Origin of the sequence: Solwaraspora sp. WMMD791 (genome assembly GCF_029581195.1) — a bacterium.
Taxonomy (GTDB): Bacteria; Actinomycetota; Actinomycetes; order Mycobacteriales; family Micromonosporaceae; genus Micromonospora_E.
This window is the reverse complement of the sequence record NZ_CP120737.1, coordinates 2,657,834-2,672,460: the sequence shown is the minus strand read 5'-3', so window position 1 is coordinate 2,672,460 and position 14,627 is coordinate 2,657,834. Positions and strand designations below refer to the sequence as shown.

Genomic DNA, 14,627 nt, shown 5'->3' with positions numbered 1-14,627 from the left:
CCCGTCCGCCACCCCGTTCGGAGGACCCGCCATGCAAGCGATCACCCAGGACGCGTACGGCCCGCCGCAGGACGTGATGGTCCTGCGCGACGTTCCCCGGCCGGTGCCGGGCGAGCGTGACGTGCTGGTCCGCGTGCACGCCACGCCGGTCAGCGGCACCGACTGGCACCTGGCCCGAGGGCTGCCGTACGTCGCCCGGCCGATCACCGGCTGGCGGCGACCGAAGACCCGGATCCCTGGCTACGATCTGGCCGGCACCGTCGTCGAGACCGGTACGGCGGTGACCACCCTGCGGCCCGGCGACCAGGTGTACGGCTGGGCCGCCGGCACCTTCGCCGAGTACACCTCGGTGCCGGAGAAGCAACTGGTGCCGGTTCCGACCACCCTCACCCTGGAACAGGCGGCGGCGGTGCCGATCGCGGCCTTCACCGCGCTGCAGGCGGTCCGCGACGGCGCCGGTCTGCGGCCCGCCGGCACCGGGGACTCGCCGTCTGCCGCCGGTGACACGGGCCGTCGGGTGCTGATCACCGGAGCGTCCGGCGGCGTCGGGACCTACGCGGTCCAGTTCGCCAAGGCGTCCGGCGCCCACGTCACCGGCATGTGCCGGACCAGCAAGATGGACCTGGTCGCCGGGCTCGGCGCCGACGAGGTCGTCGACTACACCACCACACCGCTGCGCGACCTCGGCCGCCGTTTCGACGTGCTGATCAACCTGTACGGCAACCCGTCGCTGGCCGACTGCGCCCGCGTACTGCTCCCCGGCGGCACCATCGTCTACGTCGGCGGCACCGGCGGCCGGTGGTTCATGGGCGTCGACCGGTGGCTGCGCGGCATGGCGCTGGCGCCGCTGCGCCGGCTCCGCACCCGACCGGTGATCCACACCGACAGCCGCGACGACCTGGTCACCATCACCGGGATGATCGAGTCAGGGGCGGTCCGACCGGTGCTGGACCGCACGTTCCCGCTGGCGCGGGCGGCCGAGGCGATCCGCTACGTCACCGCCGGCGAGGTACGCGGCCAGGCCGTCCTGCGCTGCGCAGACTGACCACCGCACTCGCCTCGGTGCGCACGTACGTGCTCATCTCTCCTGCTGTGCACGTACGTGCACAGCGGTGGGCGGCTGGCGAGCGCGAATCCTGTCCGGGTGGGCTGGTGCCACATCTGACTCGCCACGCTGTCGGTGAACCCCATGATCAGTTGATGTGGGACCGGACGACACGCCGGCGCATGACGTCCTCCTCGCCGGATCGGGTCCCCGCAGGGAGCAGCCCCTGCCCGGCCCGGCGCACCGGCCCGAGGTAGTCGGCGACCCGCTCGTCGATGTGGTCCCACGGCGGTCGCGGGTGCGGATCGTCGCCGTCCGCGCCGCGATGCGTGGTGGCATGGACGTGGACCCAGGCCGCCCGGAAGGTGCCCAGACCGGCCGGCAACTCCTCGGCCCGTAGCCGACGCCACTCGATGTTGGTCGCGCCCACCCGGTCGGCGCGGCGGGCCGCCTCGGCGAGCATGCCGGCATCCGCGTCGACCCCGACCGCCGCCTCGACCAACGGCGCCAGCGGCAGCGTCGAGCCGCTGTTCTGCGGGGCGGTCGGGCCGCACGGCGAGACCAGTGCCGACGTACTCGAACATCCCGGCTTCCACCGCGCGGCCGGGATCAACGCGCTGAGCTGGGGTGGCGGCGACCCGGGGTGGACCGTGCGCCCCGGGTCGCCGCGACCGCACGATCAGTCCAGGTCGAACTCGCCGTCCTGGGCACCGGCGACGAACGCGTCCCACTCGGCCTGAGTGAAGACCAGGATCGGCCCGTCCGGCTCGGCCGAGTTGCGCATCCCGATCAGGTCGTCGACGAACGCGATCTCGACCGCGCCCTCGGAGTCGTCACCTTCGGCCCGCTGCCACACCGCACGGGACAGGTCGAAATCGCCCTTGGGGTGCTGCGCCATCCTCGACTCCTTCTGCACGGAAAAACACGCGGAAATGTCAGGCGGTACACGCCCGGTTACCGGCACAGGCTAGCCGCCGCCGTTGCCCGGGTGTGCGGCAGGATGGTCGGATGCCGAGCCTGACCCGCGCCGAGGCCGTCGAACGCGCCGCGACGATCACCGTCGAGTCGTACACCATCGACCTCGATCTGACCACCGGCGACACCGAGTTCGGGTCGACCAGCGTGATCGAGTTCCAGGCCACGCCGGGAGCGGCGACCTTCGTCGAGGTCGCCCCCGTGACGCTGACCCGGGTACGGCTCAACGACGTCGATCTTGACCCTGCGACGCTTGACGACAAGCGGTTTCCGCTGACCGGGCTGGCCGGGCGCAACACGCTGATTGTCGAGTCCCGGATGGCGTACTCGAACTCGGGGCAGGGGCTGCACCGCTTCGTGGACCCCGCCGACGGCGAGACGTACCTGTACGCCATGTCGTTCCTGGACGACGCGCCGCGCATCTTCGCCTGCTTCGACCAGCCCGATCTGAAGGCGCCGGTACGGCTGCGGGTCGCCGCGCCGCCGCAGTGGACGGTGGCGGCCAACGGCCAACCGACCGGGCAACCGGTCGACGGTCGCTGGGAGTTCGCGCCGACGGCACCGCTGGCGACGTACTTCGTTACCCTGATCGCCGGGCCGTACCATGCCCGCCACGCCGAGCACGACGGCATCCCGCTGGCCGTCTACTGCCGGCGTTCCCTCGCCGAGCATCTGGACGCCGACGTCGAGGAGATCTTCACCGTCACCCGGCAGTGCCTGGACCGGTTCCACGAGCTGTTCGACGTGCGCTACCCGTTCGGCGGGTACGGGCAGGCGTTCCTGCCCGAGTTCAACGCCGGTGCGATGGAGAACCCGGGGCTGGTCACCTTCCGCGACGACTACGTCTTCCGGTCGGCGGTCACCGACAGCCAGCGGGAGACCCGGGCCACCACCATCGCCCACGAGATGGCCCACATGTGGTTCGGCGACCTGGTCACCATGCGTTGGTGGGACGACCTGTGGCTGAACGAGTCGTTCGCCGAGTACCTCGGGGTGCGGGTGACCGCCGAGGCGACCCGGTTCACCGACGCCTGGACGACGTTCGGCATCGTGCGCAAGGCCTGGGGTTGTGCGGCCGACCAGCGGCCGTCTACGCACCCGGTGGCACCTGCCGAGGTCGCCGACGCGGCCCAGGCGCTGCTGAACTTCGACGGCATCTCGTACGCCAAGGGTGCCTCGGTGCTGCGCCAACTGGTGGCCTGGCTGGGCGACGAGCCGTTCCTGACCGGGTTGCGGGCCCATTTCACCGCGCACCGGTTCGGCAACGCCACGCTCGCCGACCTGCTCGATGCGCTGACCAGGGCCAGTGGTCGGGATCTGTCCGGCTGGGCGGCACGGTGGCTACGCCAGGCGCAGGTGAACACGATCCGGGCGGAGGTGATCGTCGACGGGTCCGGCAACTACCAGGAGGTCGCTCTGGTGCAGACCGCGCCGGACAGCCATCCGGTGCTGCGGCCGCACCGGATCGGTCTGGGCCTGTTCGACGCCGGTGCGACCGCCGGCCAGCCGGTGACGCGGCGGGCCCAGCTGATGGTCGATCTGGATCCGGACGTCGACGGGGGCCGGACCCTGGTGCCGGCGCTGGTCGGCGAGCCGGCGGCCGACCTGCTGCTGCCCAACGACGGCGATCTGACGTACGCCAAGGTCCGGTTCGATCCTCGCTCGGCCGCCGCCCTGCCGGAGCTGCTTCCCGGGCTGGCCGACCCGCTGGCCCGAGCGGTGTCGTGGAGCGCCGTCCTCGACGCGGTCCGCGACGCGCAGCATCCGGTGGCGGCGCTGGCCGAGCTGATCGCGCAGGCCCTGCCGGCGGAGACCGCGGTGGTCGTCGTCGAGGACGTGCTGCGGCTCAGCGGCGCGCTGATCGACCGGTACGCGCACCCGGCGGACCGGCCGGCGCTGCGGTCCCGGCTCGCCGCCGCCTGCCTGCGACTGCTGGCCGCCGCGCCGCAGGACGGTTCGGTGCGGTTGGCGGCCGCGCGCGGCGCGATCACCGCGAGCGCGGACGTCGAGCTGTTGCGGGGGTGGCTGGCGGGGCGCGACGTGCCGGCCGGGATCGCCGTCGACGCCGAACTGCGCTGGCTGCTGCTGTACCGGTTGGCGGTGCTCGGCGGGATCGAGATGGCCGACATCGACGCCGAGCTGGGGCGCGACCGCAGCGCGGCCGGTGAGCAGTGGGCGGCGAAATGCCGGGCGGCGCTGCCGGACGTCGCGGGCAAGGAGCGCGTCTGGCAGGCGATCGTCGCTGACGTCAGCCTGTCGAACCGGATCGTCGAGGCGTACGCCGAAGGGTTCTGGCAGCCGGAGCAGGCCGAGTTGACCGCCCCGTACGTCGATCGGTACGTCGCGGACATGCCGGCCGCGAGCCGGCCGCGTTCGGCGTGGGTGGCGGACCGGGTGGCGCAGCTGGCCTTCCCCCGCTACGCGGTGAGTGAGCGGACCCGTACGGCGGCCGCCGCACTGCTCGCCCGCGACGATCTGACCCCTGGGCTGCGCCGGGTGGTGACCGACTCGGCCGACGACCTGGACCGCGCGCTGGCCGCCCGCCGTCGGTACAAAGCGGGAGCAGGCACCCGATAGTGTTGCCTACGCCACGCGACCGCTCGTTCGTGGAGATCATCGGCATACGATTCGTCGATGGACGTTGGCACCCGTCGGGTCGGCATCATGGGCGGCACCTTCGATCCGATCCACCAGGGGCATCTGGTGGCGGCCAGCGAGGTGGCGGAGCGGTTCGCGCTCGACGAGGTGGTCTTCGTTCCGACCGGGGATCCGTGGGAGAAGGCCGGGTTGACGGTCAGCCCGGCCGAGGACCGGTACCTGATGACGGTGATCGCGACGGCCTCCAACCCGCGTTTCCAGGTCAGCCGGGCGGACATCGACCGGCCGGGGCCGACGTACACCGTCGACACGCTGCGTGACCTGCAGGCGGTGTACGGACCGAAGGCGCAGCTGTTCTTCATCACCGGGGCGGACGCCCTGGAGAAGATCCTGTCCTGGAAAGACACCGACGCGATGTTCGAGCTGGCGCACTTCATCGGGGTGACCCGGCCGGGCTTCGAGTTGTCCGACGCGCATCTGCCGGCCGACACGGTGACCCTGGTCGAGGTGCCGGCGATGGCGATCTCGTCGACCGAGTGCCGGGCACGGGTCGCCGCCGGCAAGCCGTTGTGGTACCTGGTGCCGGACGGTGTGGTGCAGTACATCGCCAAACGCCGGCTGTACGAACCGGAATCTTCGAGTGAATGATACGGATTGTTGTGGGTTTGAGCGCTTTATCCCGATTACCGTCTCGGCCGAGTGTGAGAGGCTAGAGCAGCGAAAGCCGCCTAGCTGAAGGAGTGTTGTCGAGGTGATCCGATGAGCGCCTCAGAGCGCGCGCGGGAGCTGGCCCTCACGGCCGCCCAGGCCGCTGCCGACAAGAAGGCGCAGGACATCGTCGTCATCGACGTGGCCGACCGGATGGCGATCACCGACGCCTTCGTGCTCGCCTCGGCGCCCAACGAGCGCCAGGTGCTGGCGATCGTCGACGCCATCGAGGAGAGCCTGGTCGGGCTGCCCGAGAAGGCCAAGCCGATCCGCCGCGAAGGTGACCGCGCCGGCCGGTGGGTCCTGCTCGACTTCAACGACATCGTCGTGCACGTCCAGCACTCCGAGGAGCGCGAGTTCTACGCGCTCGACCGGCTCTGGAAGGACTGCCCGGTGATTCCGTTCGTCGACCGGGACCTGGTCGACGCCGAGGCCGGCGCCGCCGAATGACCCGGCTGATCGTCTGGCGGCACGGCAACACCGACTGGAACGCCGGCGACCGGGTGCAGGGCCAGACCGACACCGCCCTCAACGACCTCGGTCGGGCGCAGGCCGTCGCCGCCGCGCCGCTGCTGGCCGCGCTGCGGCCGGACGTGATCGTCGCCAGTGACCTGCAGCGCGCCGCCGACACCGCGGCGGCGCTGGTGGCCCTCACCGGCCTTCCGGTGCGGACCGACCGCCGGCTACGCGAACGCTACTACGGTCTCTGGCAAGGGCTCACCATGGCGACCATCGCCGAACGGTTCCCCGCCGAGCACGCCCGCTGGCGCTCCGGCGACCAGGCACCCGGTTGCGAGGTGGAAAGCCTCGACGACCTCGGCAAACGAGTCGGCGAAGCGTTGCAGGACGCCGCTGACGCTGCCCCCGGTGGCACGGTCGTCGTCGCCACCCACGGCGGAGCCGCCCGGCAGGGCTGCGGCCACCTGCTCGGCTGGGGCACCGACGTGTTACGCACGGTCGCCCCGCTGCAGAACTGCCACTGGACCGAGTTGCGGCACGATCCGGCGCGTGGCTGGCAGCTACGGGCACACAACGTCGGGGTCACCAGCACCCGGGACATCCCGGCACCAGTGTGACCGGGCGCGGACCGCGCGTCGGTCAGTCCCGCCGGTCAGTGTGATCATCGGCTACCGTGCCGGAATGCCCATCGCGGTCGTCACCGACTCCACCGCCTACCTGCCCGCTACGCTGGCAGACCGGCCCAGCCTCACGGTGGTGCCGTTGACCGTGGTCGTCGACGGCGTCGCTCACCAGGAAGGCCTCGACCTCACCCCGGCCGACGTGGCCCGGGCGCTGTCGGTCCGTCGACCGGCGGTCAGCACCTCCCGACCCGCACCGGAGCAGTTCGTCGAGACGTACCGGCGCCTGCTCGCCCCGGACGGCCCACAGGCCACCGACGGCCTGGACGACCCGGAAGGCCCGCGTACCCCGGCGGGCTCGGACGGCCCGGCGGGTCGGGCGTCGGCGATCGTGTCGGTGCACCTGTCCGCCGGACTCTCCGGCACCGTGGAAGCCGCCGAACTGGCGGCCCGCGAGGTCGGAGCGGACCGGGTGGCCGTGGTGGACAGCGGCTCGACCGGGATGGGGCTGGGCTTTCCCGCCCTGGCCGCGGCCGCCGTCGCGGCCGCCGGTGGCGACCTGCACGCGGTACGGTCGACGGCGGTCGAGACGGCGGCCCGGACCCGGACCTTGTTCTACGTCGACACGCTGGAGCACCTGCGCCGGGGCGGGCGGATCACCGCTGCCTCCGCAATACTGGGTACCGCGCTGTCGGTGAAGCCGATCCTGCACATGCAGGACGGGCGGATCGTGCTACGGGACAAGGTCCGTACCGCCACCCGGGCGCTGGCGAAGTTGGTGGATCTGGCCTGGGCGGAAGCCGGGGACGCGGCGGCGGTCGACGTCGCCGTACACCATCTGGCCGATCCGGACCGCGCCACGATGCTGCTCGCCCAGTTGACCGACCGGCTGGGCGACCGATTGCGGGACAGCTACGTGGCGCCGATCGGGGCGGTGGTGACCGCGCACGCCGGACCCGGTCTGATGTCGATCGTGGTGCACCGGCGCGCTGGTTAGGCAGCCTGGTCAGGCCGGGACGGCGGGCCGCGCTGTAGCACACGGCGGCTCGACGTGTCGCCCCGTCCACAGCGGCAGCGGTTGTCCACAGGTGGCGTCCGGTCGACGACCGCACGCCGGGCGGGATGCCTAGCTTCGGGGCGTGACCGACCACGACACAGTCCGACGGCGGCTGGCCCGGCTCCGCCAGCCGGCGAGCCGCTCACCGTCCCCATCGCCCTCCACGATCCTGGGTGGTCCCGGCGGGTCGACCGACCCAACGGGCTCCCTCGGCCCCGTCGACGGTGTCGACGGGGAGGCCGACGACGATCCCGCCGAGTGGGAGCAGCCTCCCGCCGACGGGCTTGCGACGGGCGGGCCGGGTCGGCTGGCGGCCTTCGATCCCGGTCACCGGGGAGTCAAGGCACTCGCGGCCGTCGCCGTCGTGGTGGTGGCCGTCGCCGCGTTCCTGGCCTGGCGGTCCCGGCCACCGGTCGACCCGGTGACGCCGGCCTTGTCGACGGCGGTCGGCAGCACCGCCCCGATCAGCGACGATCCGGTCAGCGGCGGCCCGCCGACCGGGGCGGCGACAACCGACCCCGCCACAGGCACCGTGTCGGCCGAGGTGGTCGTCGCCGTGACTGGTCGGGTCCACCGGCCCGGCCTGGTGACCCTGCCCGCCGGGGCGCGGGTCGCCGACGCGCTGGCTGCAGCGGGCGGCGCGCTGCCCGGCACCGACCTCGCCTGGCTCAACCTGGCCAGACAGGTCACCGACGGTGAACTGGTCGCGGTCGGCGCGACCCCACCGCCCGGTGTGGTCCTCGACCCCGGCGTACCCGGTGGCGGCGGGCACAGTGGCACGGGCAGTTCCGCCGGTGGGGGCAAGGTCAACCTGAACAGCGCCACCCTGCAGCAGTTGGAGACCCTGCCCGGAGTCGGGCCGGTGCTCGCCCAGCGCATCGTCGACCACCGCGAGCGGGTCGGCGGGTTCGGGACGGTCGCGGATCTGCGCGAGGTCAGTGGGATCGGCGATGCCCGGTTCGAGCAGTTGCGTGACCTGGTGATCGTGTGAGCACCGGCCAGGGCGGCCCGACCGATCTGCCTGACCTGCGGTTGGCCGGTTTCGCCACGGCCTGCTGGCTGGCCGCGCTCGCGGTCGTGTACGGATCCGTCAGCCGTGGCGTGGCACTGATCGTCGGCGGTGTGACGGTCGCGGTCGGGCTGGTCGTCGGGATGTCGATCATCAGCCGGGCGCGGCGCCGCCCACCCGGTGGGGCGGACGGCCGCTGGTCGTACGGGGACCCACCCGGTGGGGCGGACGGCCGCTGGTCCGGTCGGGCGTGGTGGCGCCGGACCCGTAGGTTCGGCTGGATCGCGGTGGCTCTGGCGATCGGCGTCGTCTGCGGGAGTGCGGCGGCGACCGCCCAGGTCGCGGTCCGGGATGCTCGCGCACTCGCCGGCCTGGTCGACACGCACGCTGCGGTCACCGTCGACCTGGTCGTCCGCGACGACCCACGGCAGATCCGGTCCGCGGTCGCCGGCCCGGCACTCTGGCTCGTCGCGACCCGGCTGGTCGTGGTGCGACCGGCCGACGCCGGGTCGCGGCAGCCGGCGACCGCGCCGGACCAGGGAAACGACGCGGCGAAGGGGGCCGCCGCCACTGGCCGGTTCGGCATCGGGGTCCGGCTGTTGGTGCTGGGCACCAGCGGAGGCTGGGCCGGCCTGCTGCCCGGTCAGCAGATCCGGGTCGACGGCCGGTTGATGCCACCCCGCGGCGGAGACCTCACGGCGGCGGTACTCTCCACCGATGCGGAGCCGGTGCCACACGGCCGGCCGAGTCTGGCGCAACGGGCCGCCGGAGCGCTTCGGGCCGGCCTGCAACGCGCCTGCGCCGAGTTGGCCGACGAGCCGGGTGGCCTGCTGCCGGGCCTCGTGGTCGGGGACACCAGCCGACTCGACCCCGGCGTCGAGGAGGACTTCCGGGCCACCGGGCTGACCCACCTGGTGGCGGTGAGCGGCTCCAACGTCGCGATCATCGTCGGGTTCGTGCTGCTGCTGGTGAGATGGTGCCGGGCCGGTCCCGGGCTGGCGGCTGCGGCCTGCACCGTCGCGCTGGTCGGCTTCGTGATCCTGGCCCGCCCGTCGCCGAGCGTCGTGCGCGCCGGCCTGATGGGTGCCATAGCGCTGCTCGCGTTGGCGACCGGTCGCCAACGGGCGGCACTGCCCGCACTGGCGACCACCGTAGCGGTGCTGGTCATGATCGATCCACAGTTGGCGGTCGACGCGGGCTTCGCCCTGTCCGTCCTGGCGACCGGAGGGTTGTTGCTGCTCGCCCCCCGGTGGCGGGAAGCGCTGGTGGCACGTGGCGTGCCGCAGGGCGTGGCCGACGCCCTGGTGATCCCGGCCGCCGCCCAGTTCGCCTGCACACCGGTGGTGGCGGGACTCTCCGGCACGGTGAGCCTCGTCGCCGTACCGGCGAATCTGTTGGCGGTGCCGGCGATCGCGCCGGCGACGGTCTGTGGTGTCGCCGCCGCTGTCCTCTCCGTCGTCTGGCCGGCCGGAGCCGAGTTCGTGGCCTGGGCGGGTCACTGGCCGGCGTGGTGGTTGGTGCTGGTGGCCCGGCACGGCGCGGCCACACCAGCGGGCGCGTTGCCGTGGCCCGACGGGGCGGCCGGAGCCTTGTCGCTGGCGGCGCTGTCGGTCGCCGTACTGCTGCTGGCACGGCACGGACTCACCCGTCGGTTGCTGGCGGTCGTCGCCGTCGGCGCGGTGATCGGGGCGTTGCCGGTGCGGCTCGTCGCTCCGGGCTGGCCGCCTGCTGGCTGGGTGGTGGCGGTCTGCGCGGTCGGTCAGGGCGATGTGGTGGTGCTGCCGGCGGGTCCGCGTACCGCCGTCGTGGTCGACGCCGGTCCGGACCCGGCGGCGGCCGACCGGTGCCTGCGCCGACTGCGCATCCGGTCAGTGTCGTTGCTGGTCGTCAGCCACTTCCACGCCGATCATGTGGCCGGTGTCGCGGGTGTCCTGCGGCACCGGCAGGTGGGTGCGGTGGCCACGACCGGCTGGCCGGAGCCGTCAGCCGGGCGGGACGCCGTGCGACTTGCGGCGGCACGTGCCGGGGTCGCGGTCGGTGCGGTGCCGGCCGGCTGGACCTACCGGTACGGGCCGGTCGAGCTGGTGGTCCTCGGGCCGGTCGAGCCGTTCGTCGGGACCAGGTCCGATCCGAACAACAACTCGTTGATGCTCCTCGCCACGGTACGCGGAGTGCGGGTCATGCTCACCGGGGACGCCGAGCACGAGTCGCAGCGCGCGTTGCTGGAGCGGTTCGGTCCGGCGGGGCTGCGGGCCGACGTACTCAAGGTGGCCCATCACGGCTCGGCGCTGCAGGAGGTGGCCTTCCTGGACGCCGTCGATCCGGCCGTCGCGGTGGTGCCGGTCGGGGTGGGCAACCGGTACGGCCATCCGGATCCTGGGGTGCTCACCCGGCTGGCGGCCGGTGGCGCGCGGGTGCTGCGGACCGATCTGGACGGTGATCTCGCGGTGATCCGCCGCGACGGCCAGCTCGCGGTGTCGACCCGGTCCCTGGACGCCACCGACGGCAGTCCGGGCCGCTAGCCACGATGCCCGTGGACGGCACCAGGGTCCGACTCGCCGATCGGTCCGTGGCAGTTGGTCGTAACTCGATGATAAATGTCCCTATTATCGAAGAGTGATCGAACCGCTACGCAGAGCCAAAGTGGGGGTTGTTGTGGCCGCTACGGGCCGTGCGAACATGGCGGGCGTGAATCTTGCCGCACCGCCTGCCGTCATGCTCGTACTGGGCGACGAGGAACTGCTGTCCACCCGGGCGGTGTCCGACGCCGTCCAGGCCGCCCGCACAGCTGACCCCGACGCCGACGTGCGCGAGTACGAGGCCGGTACGGTGGCCGCCGGTGAGGTCGCCGAGATGCTCAGCCCGTCACTGTTCGGCGGACGTCGGCTGCTCGTTCTGCGCAGCGGGCAGGACGCCCGCAAGGACCTCGTCGCCGCCCTGCTGGCATACGCGAAGCAGCCCGACCCCGAGGTGACGCTGGTGGTCACCCACGCTGGCGGAGCCAAGGGAAAGGCGTTCGCCGACGGACTTCGTGCCGCCGGGGCCACCGTGGTGCCAGCGGCCAAACTCAAAGGCCACCGCGAACGGGTCGCCTTCGTCCGCGACGAGTTCCGACGTGCCGGTGGCCGGTGCACCGACGACGCCGCCGAGGCGCTGCTCGCCGCCGTCGGCAACGACCTGCGGGAACTGTCGGCGGCATGCGCCCAACTGATGGCGGACACCAGCGGGCGGATCGACGCGTCGACAGTGGGCCGGTACTACCGGGGGCGGGCCGAGGTCAGCGGCTTCACCGTCGCGGACGCGGCGATCATCGGGGACGTACCCGGCGCGTTGGAGGCCCTGCGGTGGGCGCTGCACGTCGGAGTAGATCCGGTGCCGATCGCCGACGCGCTGGCCGACGGTATCCGTACCGTCGCCCGGGTCGCCTCGGCCGGCCGGGGGAGTTCGTACCAACTGGCGAGCAGCCTCGGTATGCCCGCCTGGAAGATCGAGCGGGCGCAGCGACAGAGCCGAGGGTGGAGCCCGGAGGCGTTGGTCGACGCGATGCACGCAGCAGCCCGGTGCAACGCCGACGTCAAAGGCGGCTCCGACGACCGCGGGTACGCCCTGGAACGGGCCGTGGTCGCGGTCGCGCAGGCGCGGCGCGGCGGTGACCGCCGATGAGGCCGGCCCGAATCCAGCAACGGTTGGCGCACCCCGGACCATCGGCGCTCGTGCGGACCCCGGCCGACGACGGCAGCATCGACGCGGACCTCGCCGACACCAGCTCGGATCTCGCTGAGATCGATGCGGACCTTGACGATGTCGACGACTTCCCGCCGCTCTACGCCCGGGTGCTGCGGCTGCGTCACCTTCGTCCCAACGGCCTGACCTGCCTGCTGTTCTTCGAAGGCAGCCTGGTCGCCGGCGGTCTGCTGGCCCTGGCCGAACTGATCCCATGGTGGGGCATGTTCGTGCTGGCAGTGGCAGTGGCGGTCATGGTCAAGGTCAACGACGTGGTCGCCGCCGCCGTCCACCGCAGTGCCGAACTGGTCCCCGAGCGTGAGCAGGAGCGGTTCCGCTGGGACATGACACCGGCGGTCGGCCGTACGCCCCGGCCGGTGGTCGGCGGTCGGCCCGTCCTGCCTGGGCACGACGACGGGGTGCGGCCGGTCGTCGGACCGGGGATCCGGATCCGGCGGCTCGCCGGCGCCCACCCCGGGTCGATGTCGGCATCTACCCGTGCCGCGCTGGCAGCACCCACTGTCTACCTGGAGACGGTGCCGACCGTCGACCCGGCGGCGTGTGCGGCGCTGGCCGGACCGACGGTCCTGCTCGACGTCGTGCCGGGGGCCGCAGGTACGCCACGGTCCGGCGCCCAGGGCAGCGACTGACCGAGAGCGATGTCAGGTCGCGACCACAGCCGCGCGGCGCGACAGCCCTTCCGGGTTCGACCTGGGCGGCGGTGGCGGGGCAACCGGCACGCTCGCCCAGACATAAGCGCGTCGCTGACGACAGCGCGCGTCCATGACGACAGCGCGCGGTGTCGATCAGCTGATCGACACCGCGCGCTGCGGAAATGTCGGAGTGTCCGCGCCCGTCAGGAGGCGAGCGACTGCAGGCGCTTGGCGATCGCCGACTTGCGGTTCGCCGCCTGGTTCTTGTGGATCACACCCTTGCTGACCGCCTTGTCGAGCTTGCGGCTCGCTTCCCGCATCAGCGCCGCGGCCTGCTCGGGGTCACCGTTCGTGCTGGCCTCGTTGAACTTGCGGACGGCGGTCTTCAGCGCCGACTTGACCGACTTGTTGCGCAGCCGACGCTTCTCGTTCTGCCGGTTGCGCTTGATCTGGGACTTGATGTTCGCCACGCGACAGCCTCGCCCTGCTCATCCGAAATCGAAAACGACCAAATGACAATCCGCCTGTGGCGTACGTCGCCGCCGACGCACCCGCTGGCGTGGGGGAGGGCGACTGGGCCCTGCCGCGAACGACGGCGATGCATACTGGCGGCGCGTGTCGCCACGCGCGAAAAGTCAGGCTACCAGTTGACCTGGCCGGCGGCCAAAACGCCCCACGGTCAGGGGGCCGACCAGCCCTGCCGGTGCGCCAACCAGTTGAGCGCGGTCTCGCCGCTGAACCGCTGATGGGTGCGCGCGTGCGGCGACGCGCCGGTCGGCCCGGCGGCGGAGCGGGTCAGCCAGTAGCCGGCCAGCGCGGCCAACGCGGCGTCCAGGCCGCCCGGTGGCGCGTCGGCCGAGGTGGGATGCGCGGCGAAGACCGCGTCCGCGTCCAGGCCGCTGGCGTACGCGGTGACCAGCAGACTCGCCGTGTCGAACCAGGCCGGGCCGTGGCACAGCCACGTCCAGTCACAGATCCAGGCCGTCCCGGCCCGGTCGATCAGGATGTTGTCCAGCCGCAGGTCGCCGTGGATCACCGCGTCGTCGACCACCAGATCGGGCAGGCGTGCCTCGATCGCGGCCAGCTCCGCCAGGTACCGCCGGACCAGCCGGTGGGCGTCGCCGCCGTCGGCCGGCAACGGGACCGCTTCCCGGCCTGCCGCGATCTCCTGCCACCAGGCCAGGTCGGCGCGGGCAAGATCGGCCAGCCGGGGCAGGCCGACCCGGACGAGTCCCTCCGGGGGGTGCCGTAGCGCTGCGGCGGCACCCGCCCAGGCGCTCAGCGCGGCGTTGAGTTCCTCGGGCACCCACGGCAGCGCGGGCATCCGCCCGTCGACCGCGTCGAGGCAGAGCACGAAGTGGCCGGCGGTGGTCAACGTCCACCGGGGCCGGGCAGCGGGTACGGCCGGCGGCAGTTCGGCGGTCAGCGCCGCCTCGCGGGCGTACCAGTCGCTCAGATGGCGCTGCTGCACCAGCGACGCCGCCTTGACGAACACCCGCTCGCCGGCCGCCGTGGTGCAGACCGCGGCGAAGCCGCGGGTGAATCCGCCGCCGGCGCTGGTGGCCCAGGCCACCGGGCTGCCGAGCCGGCCGGAGATCGCCGCCCGTAGGTCGGCGGGTAGGTCCGCCCAGGTGGGTCGGACCGCTGTCGCGTCGTAGTTGATCGCGGGCAACCGCACTGTAGCCACCCCTTTATCCTGCCTCCTCGCCCGGCATCGGCCCGGCAGCGGCGCACGGACCACTGGTGGGCATGGCCGCCACCGGGTCGATCGGGGCGTGGG

General features: G+C 72.7%; 14 protein-coding genes. 10 read left to right on the top strand and 4 right to left on the bottom strand.

Going from position 1 to position 14,627, the window contains the following annotated elements; genetic code table 11:
• The first annotated feature begins 31 nt into the window (after nt 1-31).
• Entirely contained in the window at nt 32-1,045 is a 1,014-nt protein-coding gene (locus O7623_RS11780; RefSeq protein ID WP_282228654.1) for an NAD(P)-dependent alcohol dehydrogenase, read from the top strand.
• Nucleotides 1,046-1,193: 148 nt separating this feature from the next.
• Here O7623_RS11780 and O7623_RS11775 read toward each other — a convergent pair whose 3' ends face one another.
• Both O7623_RS11775 and O7623_RS11770 read right to left on the bottom strand, forming a co-directional pair.
• On the bottom strand, nt 1,194-1,658 hold the full coding sequence (locus O7623_RS11775) for a class I SAM-dependent methyltransferase (RefSeq protein ID WP_282229712.1): 465 nt from the start codon (nt 1,656-1,658) through the stop codon (nt 1,194-1,196).
• A gap of 66 nt (nt 1,659-1,724) precedes the next feature.
• Nucleotides 1,725-1,943 (bottom strand): DUF397 domain-containing protein, encoded by a 219-nt coding sequence (locus tag O7623_RS11770; RefSeq protein ID WP_278114053.1) that lies wholly within the window; start codon nt 1,941-1,943, stop codon nt 1,725-1,727.
• 110 nt (nt 1,944-2,053) lie between these two features.
• On the opposite strand from O7623_RS11770, the gene pepN reads away from it, so the two are divergent.
• From pepN to O7623_RS11725, 9 genes are all read left to right on the top strand, one after another.
• A complete protein-coding gene (gene pepN, locus O7623_RS11765; protein ID WP_282228653.1) occupies nt 2,054-4,597 on the top strand; it encodes an aminopeptidase N in 2,544 nt (847 codons plus the stop codon).
• 57 nt (nt 4,598-4,654) lie between these two features.
• A complete protein-coding gene (gene nadD, locus O7623_RS11760) occupies nt 4,655-5,266 on the top strand; it encodes a nicotinate-nucleotide adenylyltransferase (RefSeq protein WP_282228652.1) in 612 nt (203 codons plus the stop codon).
• A 111-nt stretch (nt 5,267-5,377) separates the two neighbouring features.
• Nucleotides 5,378-5,776, top strand: coding sequence for a ribosome silencing factor (gene rsfS / locus O7623_RS11755; protein WP_282228651.1), 399 nt, complete (start codon nt 5,378-5,380; stop codon nt 5,774-5,776).
• A complete protein-coding gene (locus tag O7623_RS11750; RefSeq protein ID WP_282228650.1) occupies nt 5,773-6,402 on the top strand; it encodes a histidine phosphatase family protein in 630 nt (209 codons plus the stop codon). Before rsfS ends, O7623_RS11750 begins: the two co-directional genes overlap by 4 nt.
• A 64-nt stretch (nt 6,403-6,466) precedes the next feature.
• The gene (locus O7623_RS11745; RefSeq protein WP_282228649.1) at nt 6,467-7,402 is read left to right on the top strand and encodes a DegV family protein; all 936 of its coding nucleotides are present in this window, start codon (nt 6,467-6,469) and stop codon (nt 7,400-7,402) included.
• 142 nt (nt 7,403-7,544) lie between these two features.
• Nucleotides 7,545-8,453, top strand: coding sequence for a ComEA family DNA-binding protein (locus O7623_RS11740; RefSeq protein ID WP_282228648.1), 909 nt, complete (start codon nt 7,545-7,547; stop codon nt 8,451-8,453).
• Entirely contained in the window at nt 8,450-10,993 is a 2,544-nt protein-coding gene (locus O7623_RS11735) for a ComEC/Rec2 family competence protein (RefSeq protein ID WP_282228647.1), read from the top strand. Before O7623_RS11740 ends, O7623_RS11735 begins: the two co-directional genes overlap by 4 nt.
• Before the next feature lie 157 nt (nt 10,994-11,150).
• Nucleotides 11,151-12,134 carry a DNA polymerase III subunit delta gene (gene holA, locus O7623_RS11730; protein ID WP_282228646.1) on the top strand — a complete coding sequence of 328 codons (984 nt, stop codon included), beginning with the start codon at nt 11,151-11,153 and terminating at the stop codon, nt 12,132-12,134.
• A complete protein-coding gene (locus O7623_RS11725) occupies nt 12,131-12,844 on the top strand; it encodes a hypothetical protein (RefSeq protein WP_282228645.1) in 714 nt (237 codons plus the stop codon). The genes holA and O7623_RS11725 overlap by 4 nt, the downstream gene beginning before the upstream one ends.
• Nucleotides 12,845-13,050: 206 nt before the next feature.
• On the opposite strand, the gene rpsT is transcribed toward O7623_RS11725, so the two are convergent.
• Both rpsT and O7623_RS11715 read right to left on the bottom strand, forming a co-directional pair.
• Complete coding sequence (gene rpsT / locus O7623_RS11720) at nt 13,051-13,317, bottom strand: 30S ribosomal protein S20 (RefSeq protein ID WP_282228644.1); 267 nt, start codon at nt 13,315-13,317, stop codon at nt 13,051-13,053.
• A gap of 209 nt (nt 13,318-13,526) precedes the next feature.
• Nucleotides 13,527-14,534: a phosphotransferase gene (locus tag O7623_RS11715; protein ID WP_282228643.1), complete on the bottom strand. Its 1,008-nt coding sequence runs from the start codon at nt 14,532-14,534 to the stop codon at nt 13,527-13,529.
• Between the last annotated feature and the right edge of the window lie 93 nt (nt 14,535-14,627).

Bases quoted from the DNA above. Each gene is read 5' to 3' on its own strand.
- O7623_RS11745 (WP_282228649.1), top strand. From the start codon at position 6,467: ATGCCCATCGCGGTCGTCACCGACTCCACCGCCTACCTGCCCGCTACG.
- O7623_RS11725 (WP_282228645.1), top strand. From the start codon at position 12,131: ATGAGGCCGGCCCGAATCCAGCAACGGTTGGCGCACCCCGGACCATCG.
- nadD (WP_282228652.1), top strand. From the start codon at position 4,655: ATGGACGTTGGCACCCGTCGGGTCGGCATCATGGGCGGCACCTTCGAT.
- pepN (WP_282228653.1), top strand. From the start codon at position 2,054: ATGCCGAGCCTGACCCGCGCCGAGGCCGTCGAACGCGCCGCGACGATC.
- rsfS (WP_282228651.1), top strand. From the start codon at position 5,378: ATGAGCGCCTCAGAGCGCGCGCGGGAGCTGGCCCTCACGGCCGCCCAG.
- O7623_RS11750 (WP_282228650.1), top strand. From the start codon at position 5,773: ATGACCCGGCTGATCGTCTGGCGGCACGGCAACACCGACTGGAACGCC.
- O7623_RS11770 (WP_278114053.1), bottom strand. From the start codon at position 1,943: ATGGCGCAGCACCCCAAGGGCGATTTCGACCTGTCCCGTGCGGTGTGG.
- O7623_RS11780 (WP_282228654.1), top strand. From the start codon at position 32: ATGCAAGCGATCACCCAGGACGCGTACGGCCCGCCGCAGGACGTGATG.
- holA (WP_282228646.1), top strand. From the start codon at position 11,151: ATGGCGGGCGTGAATCTTGCCGCACCGCCTGCCGTCATGCTCGTACTG.